Genomic DNA, 20,806 nt, shown 5'->3' on the forward strand with positions numbered 1-20,806 from the left:
CCTCATTCGCTCATACCCAGAAGGCTACGAGCGTACTCGCGCATCGGCGCACCAAGCAAATCCTCCGGGGTGTTGTCATGGAACGTCAACAAACCGCCACGGCTCTTGATGCGTGCGGTGTCGATCAGGTAGCGGGTATTGGTTTCGATCAACATCATCTGCACCACGCCAGTGTCCCACCCCAGCCGGTCGACGGCCTGTTCGTCATACCACTCATCGCCATTGCCGATGCGGTCATCGGTACGGGCGAAGCGGGTGTACAAGACGTAGTCGGCACCCACCGAACGTGCCTGGGCAATGGCGTCTTCCAGGCCCAATGGGCCTTGGGCGCGGCGCACCAACGGGAAATACTCGACAAAGCTCTTGAACGCCTCGTCAGCCACCGCGTTCTGCCGTGGCACCGGCCCCTTGCCCGGCGGCACGAATGCACCCTGGCCGATGAAGATGAACGAGTCGGGCTGCAGGCGGATCGACAGGGTACGCCGGGTATCACTGTGGTCCAGCAGACCGGCATCGCTCATGTGATAGCGGACGCCTTCGCCCATATCGCTGACATTCATGCAGCCGCCCAGCGCCATCAGCGCCAGCAGCAAGACCAGGCTACGCATCTTTCCTCCAGTGGCCGGCGACGAAAAACCGGCGAATAGCCGGCGGATGCAGCTTTTGCGCCAGCTTCAGCCGCCAATCACCTTCATCACCATCACATCACCGGAAAACGCCAAGTCCTGCTTGTCTGCCAGCGCCTTGACCAACAGGCGCTGCAGGGCCGGCAGGGCCTGATGACGCGGCTTTTCCAGCAGGTCACCGACGAAGTGGCGATTGCTCGAAGACAGGCAGCCATGCAACCAGCCCGTGGAGGACAGGCGCAAGCGCGAGCAGGTACGGCAAAACGGTACGCTCTCGTTGGCGATGATGCCGAAGTGGCCAATGCCCGGGATTTCATAGCGCAGGGCTGTGGCGTCCAGCGGCGCATCGACCTGGACATAGGCATGCTTGCCGCCGATCAGCGCCAGCAACTGGTCGAGCCCGACGAACTGCTGCACAAAGGCATTGTGCTCACGGGCCAGGTGGCCCATGCGCATGAGTTCGATGAAGCGCAACTCGAAGCCGCGCTCCAGGCAGTAATCCAGCAGCGGCAATACCTGCTCGAGGTTGTGCCCGCGCATTGGCACCATGTTCACCTTGATTCGCATGCCCAGTGCACTGGCCTGCTCCATACCCGCCAGCACACTGGTCAGGTCGCCGCCCCGGGCAATGCGGCTGAAGGCCTGAGGGTCGAGAGTGTCGAGGGAAACATTCAGGCGTCGGATACCCGCCGCTTGCAGCTGGGGCAACTTACGCGCCAACAGCTGGCCATTGGTGGTCAGCGAAATATCGTCGAGGTCGAGCTTGGCCACGGCGGCCAGAAAGGCATCCAGGCGCGGGCTGACCAGCGGCTCACCCCCTGTGATGCGCAGGCGTTCGATACCAGCCGCTTCGATCAGGTAGGCCACGCCGCGGGCCAGGGCATCTGCCGAGAGTTCGTCTTGCGCCGCCACCAGGCGTTTGCCGTCTGGCACGCAGTAGGTGCAGGCATAATTGCAAGCAGCCGTCAGGCTGACACGCAGGTTGCGAAAGCGCCTGCCTTGACGATCGACAATCATGAATGACTCCGGCATGGATGATAAGGGGCAGGCGAAACCTGACTCATAAATCAGGTTTTTGCAAGCCCCCGCACCCTGCCGGTTTCAGCGTCAAGTGACGGAACGCTTCAGTTCGTCGGTTCCGGATCGCGTTTGCGTTTGTTGCCCATGCGCACACCGATGTCCATCAGGAACTGGAAGAAACCTTCCTGATCCTCAAGCACATTGCTCCAGAACGGCGAGTGGTACAGCGCCACGGCGCCGTGCACCAGCGCCCAGGCCGCGCAGTAATGGAAATACGGCGGTACGTCTTCGAGCTTGCCTTCGCTGATGCGGCCCTTGATCAGCTGAGTCAGGCGATCGAAGTTGGAAGCACGGATACTGTGCAGTTGCTCGACCATTTCCGGCACCTGGTTGCCCTTGACCACCTTCTCTTCCAGGCGATCGAACAGCCGGTAACGTTGCGGGTCGCGCATGCGGAACTCGAAGTAGGCGCGTGACAGGGCTTCCTTGTCACGGTCGACGTCGGCCGAGTGCAACAGTTCGTTCAGGTCGCGCTCATAGTCGAGCATCAGGCGCAGGTAGATTTCCGCCTTTGACTTGAAATGCTTGTAGATCGTGCCTTTGCCGATACCCACGGCGTCGGCGATCATTTCGACGGTGACGCTGTCCTCACCCTGTTCGAGAAACAGCTTGAGCGCGGTGTCGAGGATTTCCTGTTCGCGACGGCGAAACTCACGGACCTTACGAGGTTCTTTCTGCATGGGAAGGACTGGATGACAATCGAAGCGGTTTATTATGCCTAACTTGCAAGAAATTGCACGGATCATCCACGCATGTCTGTGTTTCACCATGCTTACTGCCATGCGCTGCGGAAGGATTGAAACCTCGGCGTATTCCAAATTTGTTTAAAAAACGACCAATATACGCTGGCACTGCGCCAAACCTGACCAATACTTGAAGTGTTGGCGCGGCGCATCCCCCCCAAGTGGCGCGCCGATAAAGGTGCTCAGGGACCGCGTACCTTTGTTTTACTCCTAATGGTCTTAACCCGGATTCCCCCCCCAGAACCCGGGTTTTTTTTGCTTGCGCGACGGGTCGCACAGCGACCCGCACTCCCCGCTCGATGTTTGTGCTGTACCGTGCCTGTGATCTTGATCTTGATCTTGATCTTGATCTTGATCTTGCTTTTGATCTTCGCGACTTCAGGAGGCCGAACGCAGGCCTTGCGGAGGGAGGTGACGGGCATGGATGCCCGTCAAGCGCTGGGCCCCAGGATGGGGCCTGCAGCGCGGTCCTCCCGGGAGCGAGGCCGGAGTGAGGGAACCCCGGAGCGCAGCGCAGGGGCCGGATGATCGGAGCGCAGCGTTTTTTGGTTACTTTTTGCCGCGTTTGGCAAAAAGTGACTCGCCGTAAGGGCGAAAAGGTGAGTCAGCGTCGCCATCGCAAATGGACTGTTCGCTGAGCCAATACAGCAAGATCCACTTTTCGCTTCTTGCGATGTGTCCGGTCTCTACATCTTGGCCAAAGTAACCAAAGCCGTTCGCTCCCATCATCCGGCCCCTGCGCTTCGCTCCGGGGTCCCCTCGCTCCGGGCTTGCTCCCGGGAGGACCGCGCTGCAGGCCCCATCCTGGGGCCCAGCGCTTGACGGGCATCCATGCCCGTCACCTCCCTTCGCAAGCCCTGCGCTCGGCCTCCTGAAGTCGCAATCTGTGTTGCCTGAGCTACCGCGCGCTTAGAAGCCAAAGCAAGAGCAAGTGCAAGTGCAAGTGCAAGTGCAAGTGCACTCAGGCTCATGCGCCATCAAGCCACCCGCGCCAACGGGAACAACCGCTTGAAGTTGGCAGTAGTCTGCTCAGCCAGTTGCTCATAACTGGCGCCCCGCAACGAAGCCACATACTCCGCCACTTCCCGCACATACTGCGGAAGGTTCGGCTTGCCACGGTACGGAATGGGTGCCAGATACGGCGAATCGGTCTCGACCAGCAAACGATCGACCGGCACCTGCCGCGCCACTTCGCGCAGGGCATCGGCATTGCGGAAGGTAACGATGCCAGACAGCGAGATGTAATACCCCAGGTCCAGCGCGGCCTTGGCCATTTCCCAGTCTTCGGTGAAGCAATGCAGCACCCCAGCCTGCGGCAGGTTGGCCTCGCGCAATAGTGCCAAGGTATCGGCGCGTGCCGCACGGGTGTGCACGATGACCGGCTTGCCGGTCTGCCGCGAGGCCTCCAGGTGCAGGCGGAACGAAGCCTGCTGCAGCTCGGCAGCTTCCGGCTCATAGTGATAGTCCAGCCCGGTTTCGCCAATCGCCACCACATGGGGGTGGGCCAGCTCGCGCAGCAGCCATTCCAGCGCAGGGGTTTCACCCGGCGCCAGGTCCAGCGGGTGCACACCCACCGAGCAATCGACGTCAGCATACTGCTCGCTCAACGCCTTCACCGCACCGGCGTTTTCGGCACTGACGCCGATACACAGAAAATGCCCGACCCCGCGCTCACGGGCCGCCTGCAAGGCAGCATCGAGGGAGCCCTGGTGGGCGCTCAGGTCAAGACGGTCGAGGTGGCAATGGGAATCTACGAGCATGGGATAACGGCACACATGAAAAAATGAAAATCAGCGGGCACCCGGCAGTTGCAGCCAGTGAGCCAGCAGCGATTCGAGCAGCAGGGCGCGGTTGAGGTTGGCCTTGCCCAGCACCTTCTGGCGCTGCTCCAGAATCCAGGCCTGCACCTCCAGCACCTTGGACTGGCGGCTCTTCTGCGCCAGGTATTGCACCACCTTGCGCATATCGGCCAAGCCTAACCCCTCCTCGTCCTGGGTCAACTGGTAGCGCAGGATCAGATGCGACCAATCGCAGAACCAGTCGAACAGCAACAGCAGTGGCACGCCGTTCCAGGCATCGGCCAGCTGGCTGGGCGATTGCTGCTGCTTGATCAGCTTCTTCACCCCGTCAGTAACCAGCGCACGTTGCTCGCGCACACCCTGTGCCTGCAGGCTGACCGCCATCAATGGCGAACCAGCGGCCAGCGTCAGTAGCTCGTCACGCTCGGCCTCGTCACTGTCAGGCAACGCACCGGCCAGCCAGGCCTGGCTCTGGGCCAGGCTTGGCTGCGGGCACGCCACCTGCTGGCAGCGGCTCTTGATGGTCGGCAACAAGCGGCTGGGCTGGTGCGTGACCAGCAGCAGCACCGTATTGCCAGATGGCTCTTCGAGGCTTTTGAGCAGCGCGTTGGAGGCGTTGACGTTCATCGCCTCGACAGGCTCGATCAGCACCACCTTGCGACCGCCCAATTGCGCCGTTTGCACCACGAATGCCACCAGCTCGCGCACCTGGTCGACCTTGATCGGCTTGTCGGCCTCTTCAGGCTCGAGCACAAAGTTGTCCGGGTGGCTACCGGCCTTGAGCAACAGGCAGGACTTGCACCCGCCGCAGGCATCCAGCCCTTGGGGCTGCTGACACAGCAGGCGGGCCATCAGGCGCTCGGCCATGGCCCGCTTGCCGATACCCTGCGGCCCGTGCAGCAGGTAGGCGTGCGCGTGCTGGCTGCGGCCGGCCAGTTGCTGCCAGAGGGCCTGCTGCCAGGGGTAGGCGTCAGCCACGGCAACGCTCCACAATCGCCGGCAGCAGCGCATCGATGGCGCGCTGCACGGCTTCCAGCGTTTGCGCGGCATCGAGCATGCTGTAGCGCTGCGGCTCGCGCTGGGCGCGCTGCAGGTATGCCTGGCGCACCGCTTCGAAAAACGCCTGGCCTTCTTGCTCGAACCGGTCCAGGCGGCCGCGGGCGGCGGCACGGGCCAAGCCCACTTCCACTGGCAGGTCGAAGACCAAGGTCAGGTCCGGGCGCAGGTCACCCTGGACGAATTGCTCCAGGGTAGCGATGCGCTCGACCGACAAACCGCGCCCACCGCCCTGATAGGCATAGGTGGCGTCGGTGAAGCGGTCACACAGCACCACGGCGCCGCGGGCCAGTGCCGGGCGGATTACCTGCGCGAGGTGTTGGGCGCGCGCCGCGAACACCAGCAACAGCTCGGTGTCGGCCGCCATGGTTTCATCGGTGGGGGCAAGCAGCAGCTCGCGCACTTTTTCGGCCAGCGGCGTACCACCGGGCTCACGGGTCAGCACTACATCCAGGCCCTGCTCGCGCAAGCGCGCAGCAAGGTAATCGCGGTTGGTGCTCTTGCCCGCGCCTTCGGGGCCTTCCAGCGTAATAAACAAGCCGCTCACAGGCAGTCCTTAATGTTGTTCGTCAGGCGTCGGCCGTTCGGCCGCTTGCGCACCACCAGCAGGGGCATCCTGCGCAGGCAGCGCTTCGGGTGCTGGCTGTGCAGCCGGCTCGTCAGTTGCGGGCACCTGGGGCTGGGCGTCGTCAGTACCCGGCTGTGCCTCTTGCTGCGGCGCAGGGCTGGAGCGGTAGTCTGTACGACGCTTGAGCTGGAACTCGCGCACCGCCGAATTATGGTCGTCGAGGTCGTCGGAGAACACATGGCTGCCATCGCCGCGGGCGACGAAGTACAGGCTGGTGCCATCGGACGGGTTGAGCGCCGCGTGAATCGCTTCGCGGCCGACCATGGCAATAGGGGTGGGCGGTAGCCCTGTCATGGTATAGGTGTTGTAGGGCGTCGGATCGCGCAGGTCGGCGCGGGTAATCCTGCCGTTGTAACGCTCACCCATGCCGTAGATCACCGTCGGGTCGGTCTGCAGCATCATGCCCAGGCGCAGGCGCCGTACAAATACGCCGGCAATCTGCCCACGCTCCTGGGGGATACCGGTTTCCTTTTCCACCAGCGAGGCCATGATCAGCGCCTGGTACGGGTCGCGATACGGCAGGTCGGTGGTGCGCTCGGCCCACTCCTTTGCCAGCACTTCGTCCAGGCGCATGTAGGCCTGCTGCAGCAACTCGACATCGCTCATGCCACGCACGAAGCGGTAGGTGTCCGGGAAGAAGCGCCCTTCGGGGAACACGCCGGTGTGGCCGAGCTTGTCCATCACTTCGGAATCCGACAGGCCGTCCAGGGTGTGCTTGATCTTTTCATGCTTGGCCACAGCCGAGCGCACCTGACGGAAGGTCCAGCCCTCGACCAGAGTGAGGTTGTATTGCACCACATCGGCCCGGCGCCAAGCGTCGAACAACTGTTCGACCGTCATGCCTGGGGTGAGGCGGTATTCGCCGGTGTGCAGGGCGGTGCCAGCCATGTTGAAGCGCCAGTACAAGCGCAACCAGACAGCATCGTCGAGCAACCCTTCTTGTTGCATGCGGTAGAACATGCGGTTGGGGTTGGTGCCATTTGGCACGTCGAGCAGGCGCTCCTGCGTCACGTGCAGGGGCTGCTCCAGGACCGAGTTGACCTTCCAGGCCGACCAGCCAAGCGCCAGCCCGGCAAGTATCAAGCCCATTTCCAGCAGTAGCAGGAATTTACGTCTCACGAATTCAGGTTTCCAGTAACGTACGGGCAACGGCCTGCAGTTTACGGGTGAGCGGGCCAGGCGACCAGTTTAGCGCGGCTACGCCCCGCACGGGCCAGATGCCGTAAACGCTATTGCAAACAAATACTTCATCTGCCTGCTCCAGCGCGTCAAACGGCAGGTCAGCGACCTGCGCCGGGATGCCCAGCAGCGCGGCCTGTTCCAGCAATGCAGCACGCATCACCCCGGCCACACCACAACGGCTGAGGTCGGCAGTGAACAGCACGCCATCGCGCACCAGGAACAGATTGCTGTACACCCCTTCGATCACCCTGCCCTGCCCGTCACGCATCAGGCCTTCGGCATGCTCGCTGTCCTGCCATTCGGCACGGGCCAGCACCTGCTCCAGGCGGTTGAGGTGTTTGAGGCCGGCCAGCAGCGGTTGTTCCCCAAGCCGGGTCTGGCACGGAAACAAGCGCACGCCGTGCTCGGCATGCTCCACAGGATAGCTGGGTAACGGGCTGCCCTGCAGGATTCGCCGCGGCGCGGCACCGGCAACCGGCGCATAGCCACGCTGGCTGTCACCACGGGTAAGGATGAGTTTGGCTACACCTTCACCGAGCTGGCTTGTATAGCGCAGGAGCTCGTCGCGCACCAGCGCCATGTCGGCACTGATCGCCAGGCGCTGACAACCCAGCGCCAGGCGTGCGAGGTGGCCGTCCAGCAAGCTGGGCTGGCCGCCGCGCACGGCAATGGTCTCGAACAGGCCATCGCCGTAGGCCAGGCCGCGGTTCTGCAGGTTGACTGCAACCGCGGGCTGGCCATCGACCCAGCTGTGCATCAACCGGCGAACCGGCGGAACACCAGCGAGCCGTTGGTGCCGCCAAAGCCGAACGAGTTGGACAACACCACGTCGATCGGCATGCTGCGCGCCTGGTGCGGAACGAAGTCGAGGTCGCAACCTTCGTCCGGTTCGTCCAGGTTGATGGTGGGCGGGGCCATCTGACTGTTGATCGCCAGCACACTGAAGATCGCTTCCACCGCGCCTGCGGCGCCCAGCAGGTGGCCGGTCATCGACTTGGTCGAACTGACAGCCAGCTTGTAGGCATGCTCACCGAACACGCGCTTGATCGCGGCCACCTCGGCCACGTCGCCCGCAGGGGTCGAGGTACCGTGGGCGTTGATGTAGCTGACCTCTTCCGGCTGGATACCGGCATCGCGCAAGGCGTTGGCCATGCAGCGGGCAGCACCCTCGCCGGTGTCGGGTGGCGAAGTCATGTGGTAGGCGTCGCCGCTCATGCCAAAGCCAACCAGCTCGGCATAGATGGTCGCACCACGGGCCTTGGCGTGCTCCAGTTCTTCGAGCACCAGGGCACCGGCACCGTCGGACAATACAAAGCCGTCACGGCCCTTGTCCCACGGGCGGCTGGCCCGGCTTGGCTCGTCGTTGCGGGTGGACAGCGCACGCGAGGCACCGAAGCCGCCCATGCCCAGGCCACAGGCAGCCATCTCCGCGCCACCTGCAATCATCACGTCAGCTTCACCGTAGGCGATATTGCGCGCGGCCATGCCGATGCAATGGGTGCCGGTGGTGCAGGCGGTGGCAATGGCGTAGTTCGGCCCCTGCAGGCCCAGGTGGATCGACAGGAACCCGGAGATCATGTTGATGATCGAGCCCGGCACAAAGAACGGGGAAATGCGACGCGGCCCCGAATCGTGCAGCGTACGGCTGGTTTCCTCGATGTTGGTAAGGCCGCCGATCCCCGAGCCCATGGCCACGCCAATGCGTTCACGGTTGGCGTCGGTGACATCCAGGCCGGCATTACGCACCGCCTGGAAACCGGCCGCCAGGCCGTACTGGATGAACAGGTCAAGCTTGCGGGCCTCTTTGGCCGACAGGTATTGCTCGACCTCGAAGCCTTTCACCGAGCCGCCAAAACGGGTGGAGTAGGCAGACAGGTCCGTGTGTTCGATCGGACCAATGCCACTGCGGCCAGCCAGAATGCCCTGCCAGGTGCTCGGTACATCGGTACCCAGTGGCGACAGCATACCCATACCGGTGACCACGACGCGTCTACGCGACACAGTACTCTCCTTTTCTAATAACAGAGTCTCTTGCGATTACATTCAAGCGCAGGAATGGAATGGCAACAGGCTCTTGGTGCGCGGTCAGCGAAGCCGGCTCGCCCGAAAGCAGCACGTTCGCAAAGAAAAAACCGCACGCCGGCAAAGGCAGTGCGGTTTTTCTCGTCAAATAGCGACGACTACAGCGTCTTAGGCCTTGTGGCTGTTGACGTAGTCGATAGCGGCTTGAACGGTAGTGATTTTCTCGGCTTCTTCGTCAGGGATTTCGGTCTCGAATTCCTCTTCCAGAGCCATCACCAGCTCAACGGTGTCAAGCGAATCGGCACCCAGGTCATCGACGAAGGACTTCTCGTTAGTCACTTCCTCTTCCTTCACGCCCAGTTGCTCGGCGACGATTTTCTTGACGCGTTCTTCGATGGTGCTCATACCTAGTTTTCACTCCTAATGGATATATGTCAGGCAGCTGGCCGGTGGCTAATTTTATAGAAAGACGTTCGCTTTTCAAGCTAAACGCACCTTCAAACCAGTCACCGCACCCGCCGCCTGGAATCTGGTTGCAGCTTTATAACGGATTTTAGGCTCGCAGTATGACTCTTTTTTTACGAAATCCGTCACATTGAGTTGCAGTGTTACATGTACATCCCGCCGTTGACCGGCACGGTAGCACCGGTCACGTAGGCCGCGCCGTCGGACGCCAGGAACGAAACCACCTTGGCGATTTCATCAGCCTGGCCCAAGCGGCCCAGCGGAATCTGGGTTTGCAGGGCTTCACGCTGCGCTTCTGGCAGTTCGCGGGTCATGTCGGTGTCGATGAAGCCCGGAGTCACCGAGTTTACGGTGATGCCACGCGAGCCCACTTCACGCGCGAGGGCGCGGCTGAAGCCTTCCAGGCCAGCCTTGGCGGCGGCGTAGTTGGCCTGGCCAGCGTTACCCATTGCACCGACGACCGAGCCGATGCTGATGATACGACCCCAACGTGCCTTGGTCATGCCACGCAGCACGCCCTTGGACAGACGGTAGAGGCTGTTCAGGTTGGTGTCGATCACGTCGAACCACTCGTCGTCCTTCATGCGCAGCATGAGGTTGTCGCGAGTGATACCGGCGTTGTTGACCAGGATGGCCGGCGCGCCAAACTGTTCGGCGATGGCACCCAGAACAGCTTCAACGGATTCGGCGCTGGTCACGTTCAGCTCCATGCCGGTACCGGTGATGCCGTGCTCTTTCAGGGTGGCAGCGATGCGCTCGGCGCCGGAGGCCGAAGTGGCGGTACCGATCACGGTCGCGCCCTGGCGGCCCAGCTCGAGGGCGATGGCCTGGCCAATGCCACGGCTGGCGCCGGTGACCAGTGCAACTTTACCTTGCAGGCTCATGCAAGCTTCTCCAAATCAGGCCAGTGCCGCGCGGGTGGCGGCAACGGCGTCAGGGGTATTGAGGTTGTAGGTGGTCACGCCGTCGGCGCAACGCTTGTTCAGGCCAGCCAGGACCTTGCCCGGGCCGCACTCGACCAGGTTGACCGCGCCGTTTGCGGCGAGCGTCTGCACGCACTCGACCCAGCGTACCGGCTGGTACAGCTGCGCCAGCAAGTCATGCTTGAGCGCATCGAGGTCGGCGGCGATGGCGGCGGTGACGTTCTGCACCACCGGAATCTGTGGGGCCTTCCATTCGATGGCGTTGACCGATTCGGCAAAACGCTCGGCAGCCGGCTTCATCAGTGCGCAGTGCGACGGCACGCTGACCGGCAGCGGCAGAGTGCGCTTGGCACCGGCCTCTTTGCACAGCGCCATGGCGCGGTCTACCGCCGCCTTGTTACCGGCGATCACGACCTGGCCTGGCGAGTTGAAATTCACTGCGCTGACCACTTCGTCTTCGGCAGCCTTGGCACAGATCTCGACAACGACAGCGTCGTCCAGCCCGAGAATCGCGGCCATGGCACCGTGACCGGCAGGCACGGCTTCCTGCATCAGTTCGCCGCGGCGCTTGACCAGCTTCACTGCATCTTTGAGCGACAGGCTGCCCGCCGCGACCAACGCACTGTACTCACCCAGGCTGTGACCGGAAACGAAGGCCGGCTTCGCGCCGCCCTCTTCCAGCCATAGGCGCCACAGCGCGATGGAGGCAGCGAGGATCGCCGGCTGAGTCTTGTCGGTTTGGTTGAGTTGCTCTTCCGGCCCTTCCTGGACCAGCTTCCACAGGTCGTAGCCCAGAGCTTCGGACGCTTCCTTGAAGGTCTCGACGATTACCGGCTTCTCGGCGCCGAGTTCATTGAGCATGCCCAGCGACTGGGAACCTTGACCGGGAAAGACAAATGCGAGGGATGCAGACATTGAACAAGCCCTTATGATCTTGTCGTCGGATAGGGTGCGCCGAGCCCGGGGCTAGACGCAGAATCTGAAAACTTGGATGGAAACACAGACCAAGCGGTCACATTTAAGCACTTCATCGGCGAAATGCCTAAGGCAACAGGTCTTCGAGGCGCCCATGCAGGCGCTGCGGCAGGTTTTCCTGGATCTCGATCAGCGCGCGCTGAATGGCGCTCTGAAAACCCTGCACGCCTGCCGAGCCATGGCTCTTGATGACGATACCCTGCAACCCCAGAAAGCTCGCACCGTTGTGACGCGCCGGCGCCAGGTCGGCCTGCAGGCGCTTGAGCAGCGGCATGGCCACGGCCCCGGCAACCCGGGCAAATGCACCGCCCTTGAACAGCTTTTCGATGCGCGCACCGATCATCGTTGCCAGGCCCTCGCTGGATTTAAGCAGGATGTTGCCGACAAAACCGTCGCACACCACCACGTCCGCCTCCCCTCTGTACAGGCCATCCCCTTCGACGAAACCGACGTAGTTAAGGCCGCGAGCGTTCTGCAACAGCGTGGCCGCCAGCTTGACCTGCTGGTTGCCCTTGATGTCCTCGGTACCGATATTCAGCAATGCCACACGCGGCCGATGCACACCCAGGGCCTGGGCGGCCACCGAGCCCATCACCGCGAACTGATAGAGGTTCTCGGCGCTGCAATCGACATTGGCACCCAGGTCCAGCAGCTGGCAGTAACCCGCCTGGGTCGGGATCGCCGCCACCATGGCTGGCCGATCGATACCCGGCAAGGTTTTGAGCACGAAGCGTGACAGCGCCATCAGCGCCCCGGTGTTGCCGGCACTGACGCAGGCCTGGGCCTTGCCGTCACGCACCAGTTCGAGGGCGATGCGCATCGACGAGTCCGGCTTGCCGCGTAGCGCCTGGGAGGGCCGCTCGTCCATACCGATCACCTCACTGGCGGCGACAATCTGCAGGCGCGCGCGATCCGCAGCTGCAAGGCCGCTGACAAGATCTTCTAGGAGGGAGGGTTGACCGACGAGGGTCAGGTGCAGCGAGGGGGTAGCCGAAAGGCAGGCAATGCTAGCCTGGACAATGCTGCGGGGACCGAAGTCCCCGCCCATTGCGTCGATCGCGATGATCTGAGCGGACAAGGATTACTCGTCAGCGCCCTTATCGATCACTTTACGACCACGGTATACGCCTTCTGGCGAAACGTGGTGGCGCAGGTGAATTTCACCGGTGGTTTTCTCTACCGACAGCGCGTTTTCCGACAGGGCGTCGTGCGAACGGCGCATGTCACGGGCAGAGCGGGATTTTTTGTTCTGCTGAACAGCCATAATTGATTAACTCCTAAACGTTTGGGTCACGCTTTAACTGCGCCAAAACACTGAACGGGTTGGACCGCGATACCTCGTCCTTGCTCGATTCGGGCTCGTCTGCGCCCGCCGGCTGCTGGCATTCTTCCGGATGGTGAGCAGGCACGATTGGCAAGGCGAGCAGAAGCTCCTCCTCGACCAATGCCTGCAGATCCAAAGGATCTTCGCCCAGTTCCAGCACGTCATAGCCTTTCGGCAACGACTGGGTATTCGCACCCTCCTTCACCACAGCGTATGTACATTCGCTGTAGATCGGCAGGGTGACCAGCTCAAGACAACGCTGGCAAACCATCTTGACCTCGACGTTCAGCTCGGTGTGGATAACCACCACGTGCTGTTCATCTCGTTCAAAATCGAACTTCGCCTGCACCGTACCGACATTGTCGGAAAGCGGGTCGCAGAGTCTTTCCAAATCAGCGAGTTGCAGCGAACCGTTGAGGGTTACGCCACGATCGGCTAATTTGCGCGGGTCAACGTGAGGTGGAATCGGGTCATTCAACATAGGCGCAGCATTCTAGGGATGCCCCCCGTCCCTGTCAAAGGAAATTCGGCGGCATCGTGCGTGATAGGATTGGTTCAACCGAAACGGAGTCTACCATGCTTCCTTTGTTACTGGCTTCCAGCTCTGCCTATCGCCGCGAACTGCTGACACGCCTGCGCCTGCCCTTCACTTGGGCAAGCCCCGATATAGACGAACAGCGACGGGATGACGAGCCCGCCGTGGAACTGGTGCGCCGGCTGGCCAGGCAAAAGGCCGAGGCCTTGGCGGGTAGCCACCCCGCGCACCTGATTATCGGTTCGGACCAGGTTGCAGTACTGGGCGAACAGGTGCTGGGCAAACCACACACATTCGAGCGGGCTTGCGAGCAACTGCTGGAGTGCAGCGGGCAGCAGGTGAGCTTTCTGACCGGATTGGCATTGCTCAATAGCGCGACCGGGCACTGCCAGGTGGACTGCGTGCCGTTTACGGTGACGCTGCGCGAATTAAGCCGGGAGCGGGTGGAGCGCTATGTGACGGCGGAACAGCCACTGGATTGCGCAGGGAGCTTCAAGGCAGAGGGCTTGGGGGTGAGTTTGTTTCAGAGCACCCACGGGTGCGATGCGACCAGCCTGATCGGCCTGCCGCTGATTCGGTTGGTGGATATGCTGACCAAGGAAGGGGTTGTCATCCCTTGATATTTGGGGGCCGCAAAGCGCCCCCAGCAGCTTCAGCGTAGCTGAGGCCCTTGGAACCCCATCCACATCGCCAGGTGCTCAGCCACGCTGGCACCTACGCGCTTGGAGAAACGGTCGAAAGGCGACTCCTGGACGGTGAAGTCCACCAGCTCTTTCTCGCCGACAATCTCACGCGCCACATAGCTGGCACTGCCCAGCCCATCTACCAGCCCCAACGCCTTGGCCTGCTCGCCCGACCAGATCAGGCCGCTGAACAACTCAGGATGCTCCTTGTCCTTCAGCCGCTCGCCCCGCCCCTGCTTGACCATGGCAATGAACTGCTGGTGAGTGGTATCCAGCACACCCTGCCAGAATCGGGTTTCTTCGGGCTTTTCAGGCGAGAACGGATCGAGGAAGGCCTTGTGCTCGCCCGAGGTATAGGAACGCCGTTCCACCCCTAGCTTCTCCATGGTGCCGACAAAGCCATAACCGGCCGCCGTCACACCAATGGAACCCACCAGGCTGGCTTTATCGGCGTAGATCTCATCCGCTGCACTGGCAATGTAATAGGCACCAGAAGCGCCGAGATCCGCGATGACTGCATACAGCTTGATAGCCGGGTATTCAGCACGCAGGCGGCGGATTTCGTCATACACGTAACCCGCCTGCACCGGGCTGCCGCCCGGGCTGTTGATGCGCATGACCACGGCCTTGGTCTTGCTGTCCTTGAACGCGTCGCGCAGGCTCTTGACGATGTTGTCGGCGCTGGCGCCCTCCTGGTCGGCAATCACCCCGCGCACCTCGACCAGCGCGGTATGGCTGGCACTGCGCGATGCCGCCTTGTCCATGTCCATCAGCGGCGTGAACAATGCCAGGAAGCCGAAGAGGTAGATGAAAGTCAGCAGCTTGAAGAAGATCCCCCAGCGCCGCGCCCGGCGCTGCTCCTGCACACTGGCCAGCAAGGTCTTTTCCAGCAGCTGCCAGCTCTTGCGCTCTTCGCGCCCTTCGCGCTCCTCGGGTTCGGCCTCGGGGGCTTTCCATTCGTCTGCCATGCTTACCTACCTTGGAAGTGGAATTGCGGAACCGCCCAGCCACTCACGCAGCTGGGAAAAGTGATCGATGCACACCTGCGGACCAAACTCGGCCAGCGCCTGCAGCGACATGGCACCATAGCCCACCGCCACCGAATGCATGCCGGCATTGCTGGCCATCTGCAGGTCGAATGCCGAATCTCCGACCATCAGCGCCCGCCCCGGTTCGACGCCGCAATGGCCGAGAATTTCCTCAAGCATCAGCGGATGCGGCTTGCCGCGGGTTTCGTCAGCAGCGCGAGTGATGTCAAAGAACGCCTCCCAGCCATTGGCCTTGAGCACCCGATCCAGCCCACGACGCGCCTTGCCTGTGGCCACCGCCAGGCGGTAACCCTCGGCACGGAAGGCATCCAGCGACTCGACCACGCCCTCGAACAGCGGCGAAGGCTGCTGGTCCAGCGCCATGTAGATATCGGCATAGTGCTGACGGAAGCGCTCGACCTGCACAGGCGCCAGGTGCGGGTACAGGGTATGGATCGCCTCACCCAGGGCCAGACCGATGATGCCCTTGACCGCGTCGTCTTGGCTGGGCGCCTCGCCGGCACGCTCGGCGGCGGCATTCATGGCCTCGACAATACGCCCGATGGAATCGGCCAGGGTACCGTCCCAGTCGAAGATCAGTAGCTCATAGCCTTTATTCATGGATCAGGACGCACTCAGACGTTCAATGGTTTTCGCCCAGACTTCATCCACAGGCGCTTCAAGCTTCAGCTCACCACCGTCCGGCAGCGGCACGGTCAGCGCATAGGCATGCAGGAACAGGCGCTTGCCCCCCAACTCGCGAATTTCGCGACTGAAGTCTTCGTCACCGTACTTGCTGTCACCGGCAATCATGTGCCCGGCATGCAGTGTGTGCACGCGGATCTGGTGGGTACGCCCAGTGATCGGACGGGCCTCGACAATGGTGGCGAACTCGCCAAAGCGGCGCAGCACGCGGAACAGGGTCAACGCCTCCTTGCCCTCTTCGTTCACTTCGACCATGCGCTCGCCGGAGCGCAGGTTGCTCTTGAGCAACGGGGCGTTTACCTGCTTCTTCGAGGTCGGCCAGTGGCCGCGCACCAGCGCCATGTAGCGCTTGTCGACGCCATCGCCACGCAGGGCGGCATGCAGGTGGCGCAGCATGCTGCGCTTCTTGGCGATCATCAGCAGGCCGGAGGTGTCACGGTCCAGGCGGTGTACCAGCTCCAGCTCCTTGGCGTCCGGGCGCAGCTGGCGCAGCGCTTCGATCACGCCAAAGCTCAGGCCGCTGCCGCCATGCACGGCAATGCCGGATGGCTTGTTCATCACGATCAACGCCTTGTCTTCGTAGACAATGGCCGCCTCAAGGCGTTGCAGCAAGCCCTGAGCCACCGGCGCCGGCTCGTCACGCTCCGGCAGGCGGACGGGCGGTACCCGCACGATATCGCCGGCCTGGATCTTGTACTCAGGCTTTACCCGACCTTTGTTCACCCGTACTTCACCCTTGCGCAGGATGCGGTAGACCAAGGTCTTGGGCACGCCCTTGAGGGCCGTGATGAGGAAATTATCGATGCGTTGGCCGGCAAGCTCCGGCGCGACTTCGATCAGCTGTACGCCGGAAGTCGGAGGGGTATTGGTCGTCATTGCGGGATCATAACAATTTTTTATGGAATTGAAGCACTTAATCATTGCTGCTATAGTCGCGAACGCCGCCAAAAGCGGCAGGCCAGCGGCACCAGGCTTTCAGCCGGCCCTGACCAACGCAATTCTCCAGGACGCGAGGCCGTCCTACGGGGTTTTCGCCAGTTTACCGAATTGCCTGGAATCGCCACCAGCGCTGTGTAGAGAAGAGCGAAAAAAAACGACAAGTGCGGTGTTTCACCTGCTTACCCGATTCTTTTCGCAGTACCTCTGCCCGCGAGTCGCTTCCACGCAACGCACGGCGAATGCTTCGGAAATACCTGCCTTGGACATGAATGGCGCCAGTGCAGTACCTGCAGTGGCGAAAAATGCAACCCGTTGCGGATTCAGCGCGCGGCAGCACCCGAATTATCAGGGATACGTGCAGGGTGGAGATGCACAGCCCTCGGACCGTGTAGCACCGCGTCCGGCCACCAGCCACTGACGGCTGGCGAGCGGATAAGGTCCTGAACAGATGCCCCCGGGCGTCCACGGCTGAAGGTTGATTCCTCCTCCTGACTGAGTGCACAAGGCCCGCTTGGTTGATTCGATATCCATTCGAAGCCACCGGGGCCTTGTTGGCACCGCAGCAAACAGGACGCGTCGTCGTGACAACGGCAGGCTGGGCAACCGGCTGGTGCCGAACGTCGCTCGACACGGGGGTGGCCCGGCCACCCTTTGCGCACCTTGGCACCGACCATGAGACGTCGTGTGTGCCGAACGCCGTTTCCGGCAGCCCGGAAACCGACGGTACAACATGAAAAGAATGCTGATTAACGCAACTCAACCCGAAGAGTTGCGTGTAGCCCTGGTGGACGGCCAACGCCTCTACGACCTGGACATCGAGTCCGGCGCACGTGAGCAGAAAAAGGCCAACATCTACAAAGGCAAGATCACCCGCATCGAACCCAGCCTCGAAGCCGCCTTCGTCGACTTCGGTTCCGAACGTCACGGCTTCCTGCCGCTGAAAGAAATCTCCCGCGAATACTTCAAGAAAGCCCCCGAGGGCCGGGTGAACATCAAGGAAGTGCTCAGCGAAGGCCAGGAAGTCATCGTCCAGGTCGAGAAGGAAGAGCGCGGCAACAAAGGCGCCGCCCTCACCACCTTCATCAGCCTGGCTGGCCGCTACCTGGTGCTGATGCCCAACAACCCGCGTGCTGGCGGCATCTCCCGCCGCATCGAAGGCGAAGAGCGCAACGAACTGCGCGAAGCCCTGAACGGTCTGACCGTGCCGGGCGACATGGGCCTGATCGTGCGCACTGCCGGCCTTGGCCGCAGCAGCGAAGAAATGCAGTGGGACCTCGACTACCTGCTGCAGCTGTGGACCGCCATCAAGGAAGCGTCCCTGGACCGCGCCGCGCCATTCCTGATCTACCAGGAAAGCAACGTCATCATCCGCGCCATCCGCGACTACCTGCGCCAGGACATCGGTGAAGTGCTGATCGACAGCATCGACGCCCAGGAAGAGGCCCTGACCTTCATCCGTCAGGTGATGCCGCAGTACGCCAGCAAGGTGAAACTGTACGAAGACAGCGTACCGCTGTTCAACCGCTTCCAGATCGAAAGCCAGATCGAAACCGCCTTCCAGCGCGTGGTCGACCTGCCGTCCGGTGGCTCGATCGTGATCGACCCGACCGAAGCCCTGGTGTCTATCGACATCAACTCGGCGCGCGCCACCAAAGGCAGCGATATCGAAGAAACCGCCCTGCAGACCAACCTGGAAGCGGCCGAGGAAATCGCCCGCCAGCTGCGCCTGCGTGACATCGGCGGCCTGATCGTGATCGACTTCATCGACATGACCCCGGCGAAGAACCAGCGCGCTGTTGAAGAACGCGTGCGCGAATGCCTGGAAGCGGACCGTGCCCGCGTGCAGGTTGGCCGCATCTCGCGCTTCGGCCTGCTGGAAATGTCCCGTCAGCGCCTGCGCCCATCGCTGGGCGAAAGCAGCGGCATCGTCTGCCCACGCTGCTCCGGCACCGGCATCATCCGTGACGTGGAGTCGCTGTCGCTGGCCATCCTGCGCCTGATCGAAGAAGAAGCCCTGAAGGACCGCACCGCCGAAGTCCGTGCACAAGTGCCGATCCCAGTGGCCGCGTTCCTGCTCAACGAGAAGCGCAACTCGATCACCAAGATCGAACTGCGCACCCGTGCCCGCATCATCATCCTGCCGAACGATCACCTGGAAACTCCGCACTTCGAAGTCCAGCGCCTGCGCGACGACAACCCGGAAGTGCTGAACAACCAGTCCAGCTACGAGATCGCCACCACCGAAGCCGAAGAGGCACCGCAGCAGACCGCCACCCGCACCCTGGTTCGCCAGGAAGCAGCGGTCAAGACCGCCCCGGCCCGCACCAACGCGCCGGTACCGGTTGCTGAAGAGCCTCAGGCTGTCGCCCCGGCCGCCCCGGCCCCGAGCGCCCCAGAGCCAAGCCTGTTCAAAGGCCTGGTGAAGTCGCTGGTCAGCCTGTTCGCCGGCAAGGACGAACCTGCCGCTGCTGCACCGGTCGTCGCCGAGAAACCGGCCGCCGAGCGCAGCCCGCGCAACGAGGAGCGCCGCAACGGCCGTCAACAGAGCCGCAACCGCAACGGCCGCCGCGACGAAGAGCGCAAGCCGCGTGAAGAACGTGCCGAGCGCGCCCCGCGCGAAGAGCGTGCACCTCGTGAAGAACGCGCGCCACGTGAAGAGCGTGCACCTCGTGAAGAGCGTGCACCTCGTGAAGAACGCGCCCCACGCGAAGAACGCGCCCCACGCCAGCCACGCGAAGACCGCCGCAGCAACCGCGGCGAAGAGCGCGTGCGCGAACTGCGTGAGCCGCTGGATGCCACCCCGCCAGCCGAACGCGAAGAGCGCCAGCCACGTGAAGAGCGTGTAGCCCGTGAAGAACGCGCCCCACGTGAAGAGCGTGCACCTCGCGAAGAACGTGCTCCGCGTGAAGAGCGCGCACCTCGCGAAGAACGTGCTCCGCGTGAAGAACGTGCTCCGCGTGAAGAGCGTGCTCCTCGCGAAGAACGCGCCCCACGCGAAGAACGTGCCCCGCGCCCACCACGCGAAGAGCGCCAGCCACGCGTAGCCGAAGAAGCGGCCGAGCAGGCTGCCGAACTGGCCGAAGAGCAACTGCCGAACGAAGAGCTGCTGCAAGACGAACAGGAAGGCACCGATGGCGAGCGTCCGCGCCGCCGCTCCCGTGGCCAGCGTCGTCGCAGCAACCGTCGTGAGCGCCAGCGCAACGCCAATGGCGAGCTGATCGACGGTGGCGAAGAGGAAGAAGGCAGCGAAGGGCAGCCACAACAGCACCAGGCCACCGAGCTGGGTGCCGAACTGGCCGCCGGCCTGGCCGTGACTGCCGCTGTTGCCAGCAGCAACATCAGCGCGGACGCCGAAGCCCAGGCCAACCAGCAGGCCGAACTGGCCACCGCCGAAGTCGCTGCCGCAGCAGAGACCGACAACAGCCAAGCCGCCCAGCCGGTCGAGAAGGCTGAAAAGGTCGAGCAGGTTGAAGCTGTCGCCAAGGCTGAAGAAGTTGCCGTAGCCCCAGTGGTGGAGCAGCCTGTCAGCGAGCCGGTTGTCGTGGCCGAGGTCACCGCCGAGCCTGTGGTCGAAGTCGCCCCGCAACCCGTGGTTGAAGAAGCGCCTGCTGCCGAACCGGTCATCGTCGCCGAAGCCCCTGTTGAAACGCCTGTTGTCGAAGCGGGCGAAATCGAACAGGCTCCGGCCGTGGTTGAAACCGCTCCGGTTGCCGAGCAGCCTGCACCGGCTGTCGAAGCACAGCCAGAAGTAGTCGCAGAGCCTGCACCTGTGGTCGTCGAACCTGCCCCGGTCGAAGCCCCGGTAGAGGCAGAAGCTGCCACCGTCATGCTGGCCAACGGCCGTGCGCCGAACGACCCGCGGGAAGTGCGCCGCCGCAAGCGTGAGGCCGAGGCCGCCGCCAAAGCCGCGCAGGAAGCTGCTGCAGCGACCGAGGAGCCAGCCCTGGAAGCCGCCGATGAGCACAAGCCTCATCACGGTTGATAGCCAAGGCTGAATGAAAAAGCCCCGCCAGTGCGAACTGGCGGGGCTTTTTCTTGTGTTCGTCGCTACTGCCGCATTGCCTATGAGATCGAGCGCCGCCCACGCGGCGCA

General features: G+C 62.6%; 20 protein-coding genes. 2 read left to right on the plus strand and 18 right to left on the minus strand.

Annotated features, from left to right (window positions below):
• Positions 1 to 2: 2 nt before the first annotated feature.
• The 15 genes from SB756_RS18585 to SB756_RS18655 form a co-directional block, all read right to left on the minus strand.
• Positions 3 to 608 (minus strand): DUF4823 domain-containing protein, encoded by a 606-nt coding sequence (locus SB756_RS18585; protein ID WP_016485497.1) that lies wholly within the window; start codon positions 606 to 608, stop codon positions 3 to 5.
• Between the two features lie 66 nt (positions 609 to 674).
• On the minus strand, positions 675 to 1,643 hold the full coding sequence (locus SB756_RS18590) for a GTP 3',8-cyclase MoaA (RefSeq protein ID WP_410911350.1): 969 nt from the start codon (positions 1,641 to 1,643) through the stop codon (positions 675 to 677).
• A gap of 107 nt (positions 1,644 to 1,750) precedes the next feature.
• Positions 1,751 to 2,386, minus strand: coding sequence for a TetR/AcrR family transcriptional regulator (locus SB756_RS18595; RefSeq protein WP_016485495.1), 636 nt, complete (start codon positions 2,384 to 2,386; stop codon positions 1,751 to 1,753).
• 1,040 nt (positions 2,387 to 3,426) lie between these two features.
• Positions 3,427 to 4,209 carry a TatD family hydrolase gene (locus tag SB756_RS18600; RefSeq protein ID WP_258655735.1) on the minus strand — a complete coding sequence of 261 codons (783 nt, stop codon included), beginning with the start codon at positions 4,207 to 4,209 and terminating at the stop codon, positions 3,427 to 3,429.
• Positions 4,210 to 4,239: 30 nt separating this feature from the next.
• A complete protein-coding gene (locus SB756_RS18605) occupies positions 4,240 to 5,226 on the minus strand; it encodes a DNA polymerase III subunit delta' (RefSeq protein WP_341797956.1) in 987 nt (328 codons plus the stop codon).
• Positions 5,219 to 5,851 (minus strand): dTMP kinase, encoded by a 633-nt coding sequence (tmk, locus tag SB756_RS18610; RefSeq protein ID WP_341797955.1) that lies wholly within the window; start codon positions 5,849 to 5,851, stop codon positions 5,219 to 5,221. Before tmk ends, SB756_RS18605 begins: the two co-directional genes overlap by 8 nt.
• Before the next feature lie 9 nt (positions 5,852 to 5,860).
• On the minus strand, positions 5,861 to 7,051 hold the full coding sequence (gene mltG / locus SB756_RS18615; protein WP_341797954.1) for an endolytic transglycosylase MltG: 1,191 nt from the start codon (positions 7,049 to 7,051) through the stop codon (positions 5,861 to 5,863).
• 4 nt (positions 7,052 to 7,055) lie between these two features.
• Complete coding sequence (gene pabC, locus SB756_RS18620; RefSeq protein WP_341797953.1) at positions 7,056 to 7,871, minus strand: aminodeoxychorismate lyase; 816 nt, start codon at positions 7,869 to 7,871, stop codon at positions 7,056 to 7,058.
• Positions 7,871 to 9,115 (minus strand): beta-ketoacyl-ACP synthase II, encoded by a 1,245-nt coding sequence (gene fabF, locus SB756_RS18625; RefSeq protein ID WP_341797952.1) that lies wholly within the window; start codon positions 9,113 to 9,115, stop codon positions 7,871 to 7,873. The genes pabC and fabF overlap by 1 nt, the downstream gene beginning before the upstream one ends.
• A 189-nt stretch (positions 9,116 to 9,304) precedes the next feature.
• A complete protein-coding gene (acpP, locus tag SB756_RS18630; RefSeq protein ID WP_008096410.1) occupies positions 9,305 to 9,541 on the minus strand; it encodes an acyl carrier protein in 237 nt (78 codons plus the stop codon).
• Positions 9,542 to 9,744: 203 nt separating this feature from the next.
• Positions 9,745 to 10,485, minus strand: coding sequence for a 3-oxoacyl-ACP reductase FabG (fabG, locus tag SB756_RS18635; protein WP_016500893.1), 741 nt, complete (start codon positions 10,483 to 10,485; stop codon positions 9,745 to 9,747).
• Between the two features lie 15 nt (positions 10,486 to 10,500).
• Positions 10,501 to 11,439 carry an ACP S-malonyltransferase gene (gene fabD, locus SB756_RS18640; RefSeq protein ID WP_341797951.1) on the minus strand — a complete coding sequence of 313 codons (939 nt, stop codon included), beginning with the start codon at positions 11,437 to 11,439 and terminating at the stop codon, positions 10,501 to 10,503.
• Positions 11,440 to 11,566: 127 nt separating this feature from the next.
• Entirely contained in the window at positions 11,567 to 12,577 is a 1,011-nt protein-coding gene (gene plsX, locus SB756_RS18645; RefSeq protein ID WP_016500895.1) for a phosphate acyltransferase PlsX, read from the minus strand.
• Positions 12,578 to 12,580: 3 nt separating this feature from the next.
• Positions 12,581 to 12,763 (minus strand): 50S ribosomal protein L32, encoded by a 183-nt coding sequence (gene rpmF, locus SB756_RS18650; RefSeq protein WP_016485486.1) that lies wholly within the window; start codon positions 12,761 to 12,763, stop codon positions 12,581 to 12,583.
• A 13-nt stretch (positions 12,764 to 12,776) separates the two neighbouring features.
• Entirely contained in the window at positions 12,777 to 13,304 is a 528-nt protein-coding gene (locus tag SB756_RS18655) for a YceD family protein (protein ID WP_016500896.1), read from the minus strand.
• Positions 13,305 to 13,399: 95 nt separating this feature from the next.
• Between SB756_RS18655 and SB756_RS18660 the strand changes: the two genes are divergently transcribed.
• A complete protein-coding gene (locus tag SB756_RS18660) occupies positions 13,400 to 13,978 on the plus strand; it encodes a Maf family protein (protein WP_341797950.1) in 579 nt (192 codons plus the stop codon).
• 32 nt (positions 13,979 to 14,010) lie between these two features.
• Here the strand turns inward: SB756_RS18660 and SB756_RS18665 are convergent, their stop codons facing one another.
• The 3 genes from SB756_RS18665 to rluC are packed head-to-tail and all read right to left on the minus strand — an operon-like array spanning position 14,011 to position 16,650.
• A complete protein-coding gene (locus tag SB756_RS18665; RefSeq protein WP_341797949.1) occupies positions 14,011 to 15,009 on the minus strand; it encodes a S49 family peptidase in 999 nt (332 codons plus the stop codon).
• 6 nt (positions 15,010 to 15,015) lie between these two features.
• Positions 15,016 to 15,690 carry an HAD family hydrolase gene (locus SB756_RS18670; protein ID WP_410911354.1) on the minus strand — a complete coding sequence of 225 codons (675 nt, stop codon included), beginning with the start codon at positions 15,688 to 15,690 and terminating at the stop codon, positions 15,016 to 15,018.
• Between the two features lie 3 nt (positions 15,691 to 15,693).
• Entirely contained in the window at positions 15,694 to 16,650 is a 957-nt protein-coding gene (gene rluC / locus SB756_RS18675; RefSeq protein WP_043200393.1) for a 23S rRNA pseudouridine(955/2504/2580) synthase RluC, read from the minus strand.
• A gap of 793 nt (positions 16,651 to 17,443) precedes the next feature.
• Between rluC and rne the strand changes: the two genes are divergently transcribed.
• Complete coding sequence (gene rne / locus SB756_RS18680; protein ID WP_410911356.1) at positions 17,444 to 20,695, plus strand: ribonuclease E; 3,252 nt, start codon at positions 17,444 to 17,446, stop codon at positions 20,693 to 20,695.
• Positions 20,696 to 20,806 lie beyond the last annotated feature (111 nt).

The sequence above is a fragment of the Pseudomonas sp. SIMBA_068 genome, from assembly GCF_046534705.1.
Taxonomy (GTDB): Bacteria; Pseudomonadota; Gammaproteobacteria; order Pseudomonadales; family Pseudomonadaceae; genus Aquipseudomonas; species Aquipseudomonas putida.

Excerpts from the sequence above, each read along its gene's own strand:
- SB756_RS18585 (WP_016485497.1), bottom strand. The coding sequence starts at position 608 with ATGCGTAGCCTGGTCTTGCTGCTGGCGCTGATGGCGCTGGGCGGCTGC.
- SB756_RS18590 (WP_410911350.1), bottom strand. The coding sequence starts at position 1,643 with ATGATTGTCGATCGTCAAGGCAGGCGCTTTCGCAACCTGCGTGTCAGC.
- SB756_RS18595 (WP_016485495.1), bottom strand. The coding sequence starts at position 2,386 with ATGCAGAAAGAACCTCGTAAGGTCCGTGAGTTTCGCCGTCGCGAACAG.
- SB756_RS18600 (WP_258655735.1), bottom strand. The coding sequence starts at position 4,209 with ATGCTCGTAGATTCCCATTGCCACCTCGACCGTCTTGACCTGAGCGCC.
- pabC (WP_341797953.1), bottom strand. The coding sequence starts at position 7,871 with ATGCACAGCTGGGTCGATGGCCAGCCCGCGGTTGCAGTCAACCTGCAG.
- acpP (WP_008096410.1), bottom strand. The coding sequence starts at position 9,541 with ATGAGCACCATCGAAGAACGCGTCAAGAAAATCGTCGCCGAGCAACTG.
- fabG (WP_016500893.1), bottom strand. The coding sequence starts at position 10,485 with ATGAGCCTGCAAGGTAAAGTTGCACTGGTCACCGGCGCCAGCCGTGGC.
- fabD (WP_341797951.1), bottom strand. The coding sequence starts at position 11,439 with ATGTCTGCATCCCTCGCATTTGTCTTTCCCGGTCAAGGTTCCCAGTCG.
- rpmF (WP_016485486.1), bottom strand. The coding sequence starts at position 12,763 with ATGGCTGTTCAGCAGAACAAAAAATCCCGCTCTGCCCGTGACATGCGC.
- SB756_RS18655 (WP_016500896.1), bottom strand. The coding sequence starts at position 13,304 with ATGTTGAATGACCCGATTCCACCTCACGTTGACCCGCGCAAATTAGCC.
- SB756_RS18660 (WP_341797950.1), top strand. The coding sequence starts at position 13,400 with ATGCTTCCTTTGTTACTGGCTTCCAGCTCTGCCTATCGCCGCGAACTG.
- SB756_RS18665 (WP_341797949.1), bottom strand. The coding sequence starts at position 15,009 with ATGGCAGACGAATGGAAAGCCCCCGAGGCCGAACCCGAGGAGCGCGAA.
- SB756_RS18670 (WP_410911354.1), bottom strand. The coding sequence starts at position 15,690 with ATGAATAAAGGCTATGAGCTACTGATCTTCGACTGGGACGGTACCCTG.
- rluC (WP_043200393.1), bottom strand. The coding sequence starts at position 16,650 with ATGACGACCAATACCCCTCCGACTTCCGGCGTACAGCTGATCGAAGTC.
- rne (WP_410911356.1), top strand. The coding sequence starts at position 17,444 with ATGAAAAGAATGCTGATTAACGCAACTCAACCCGAAGAGTTGCGTGTA.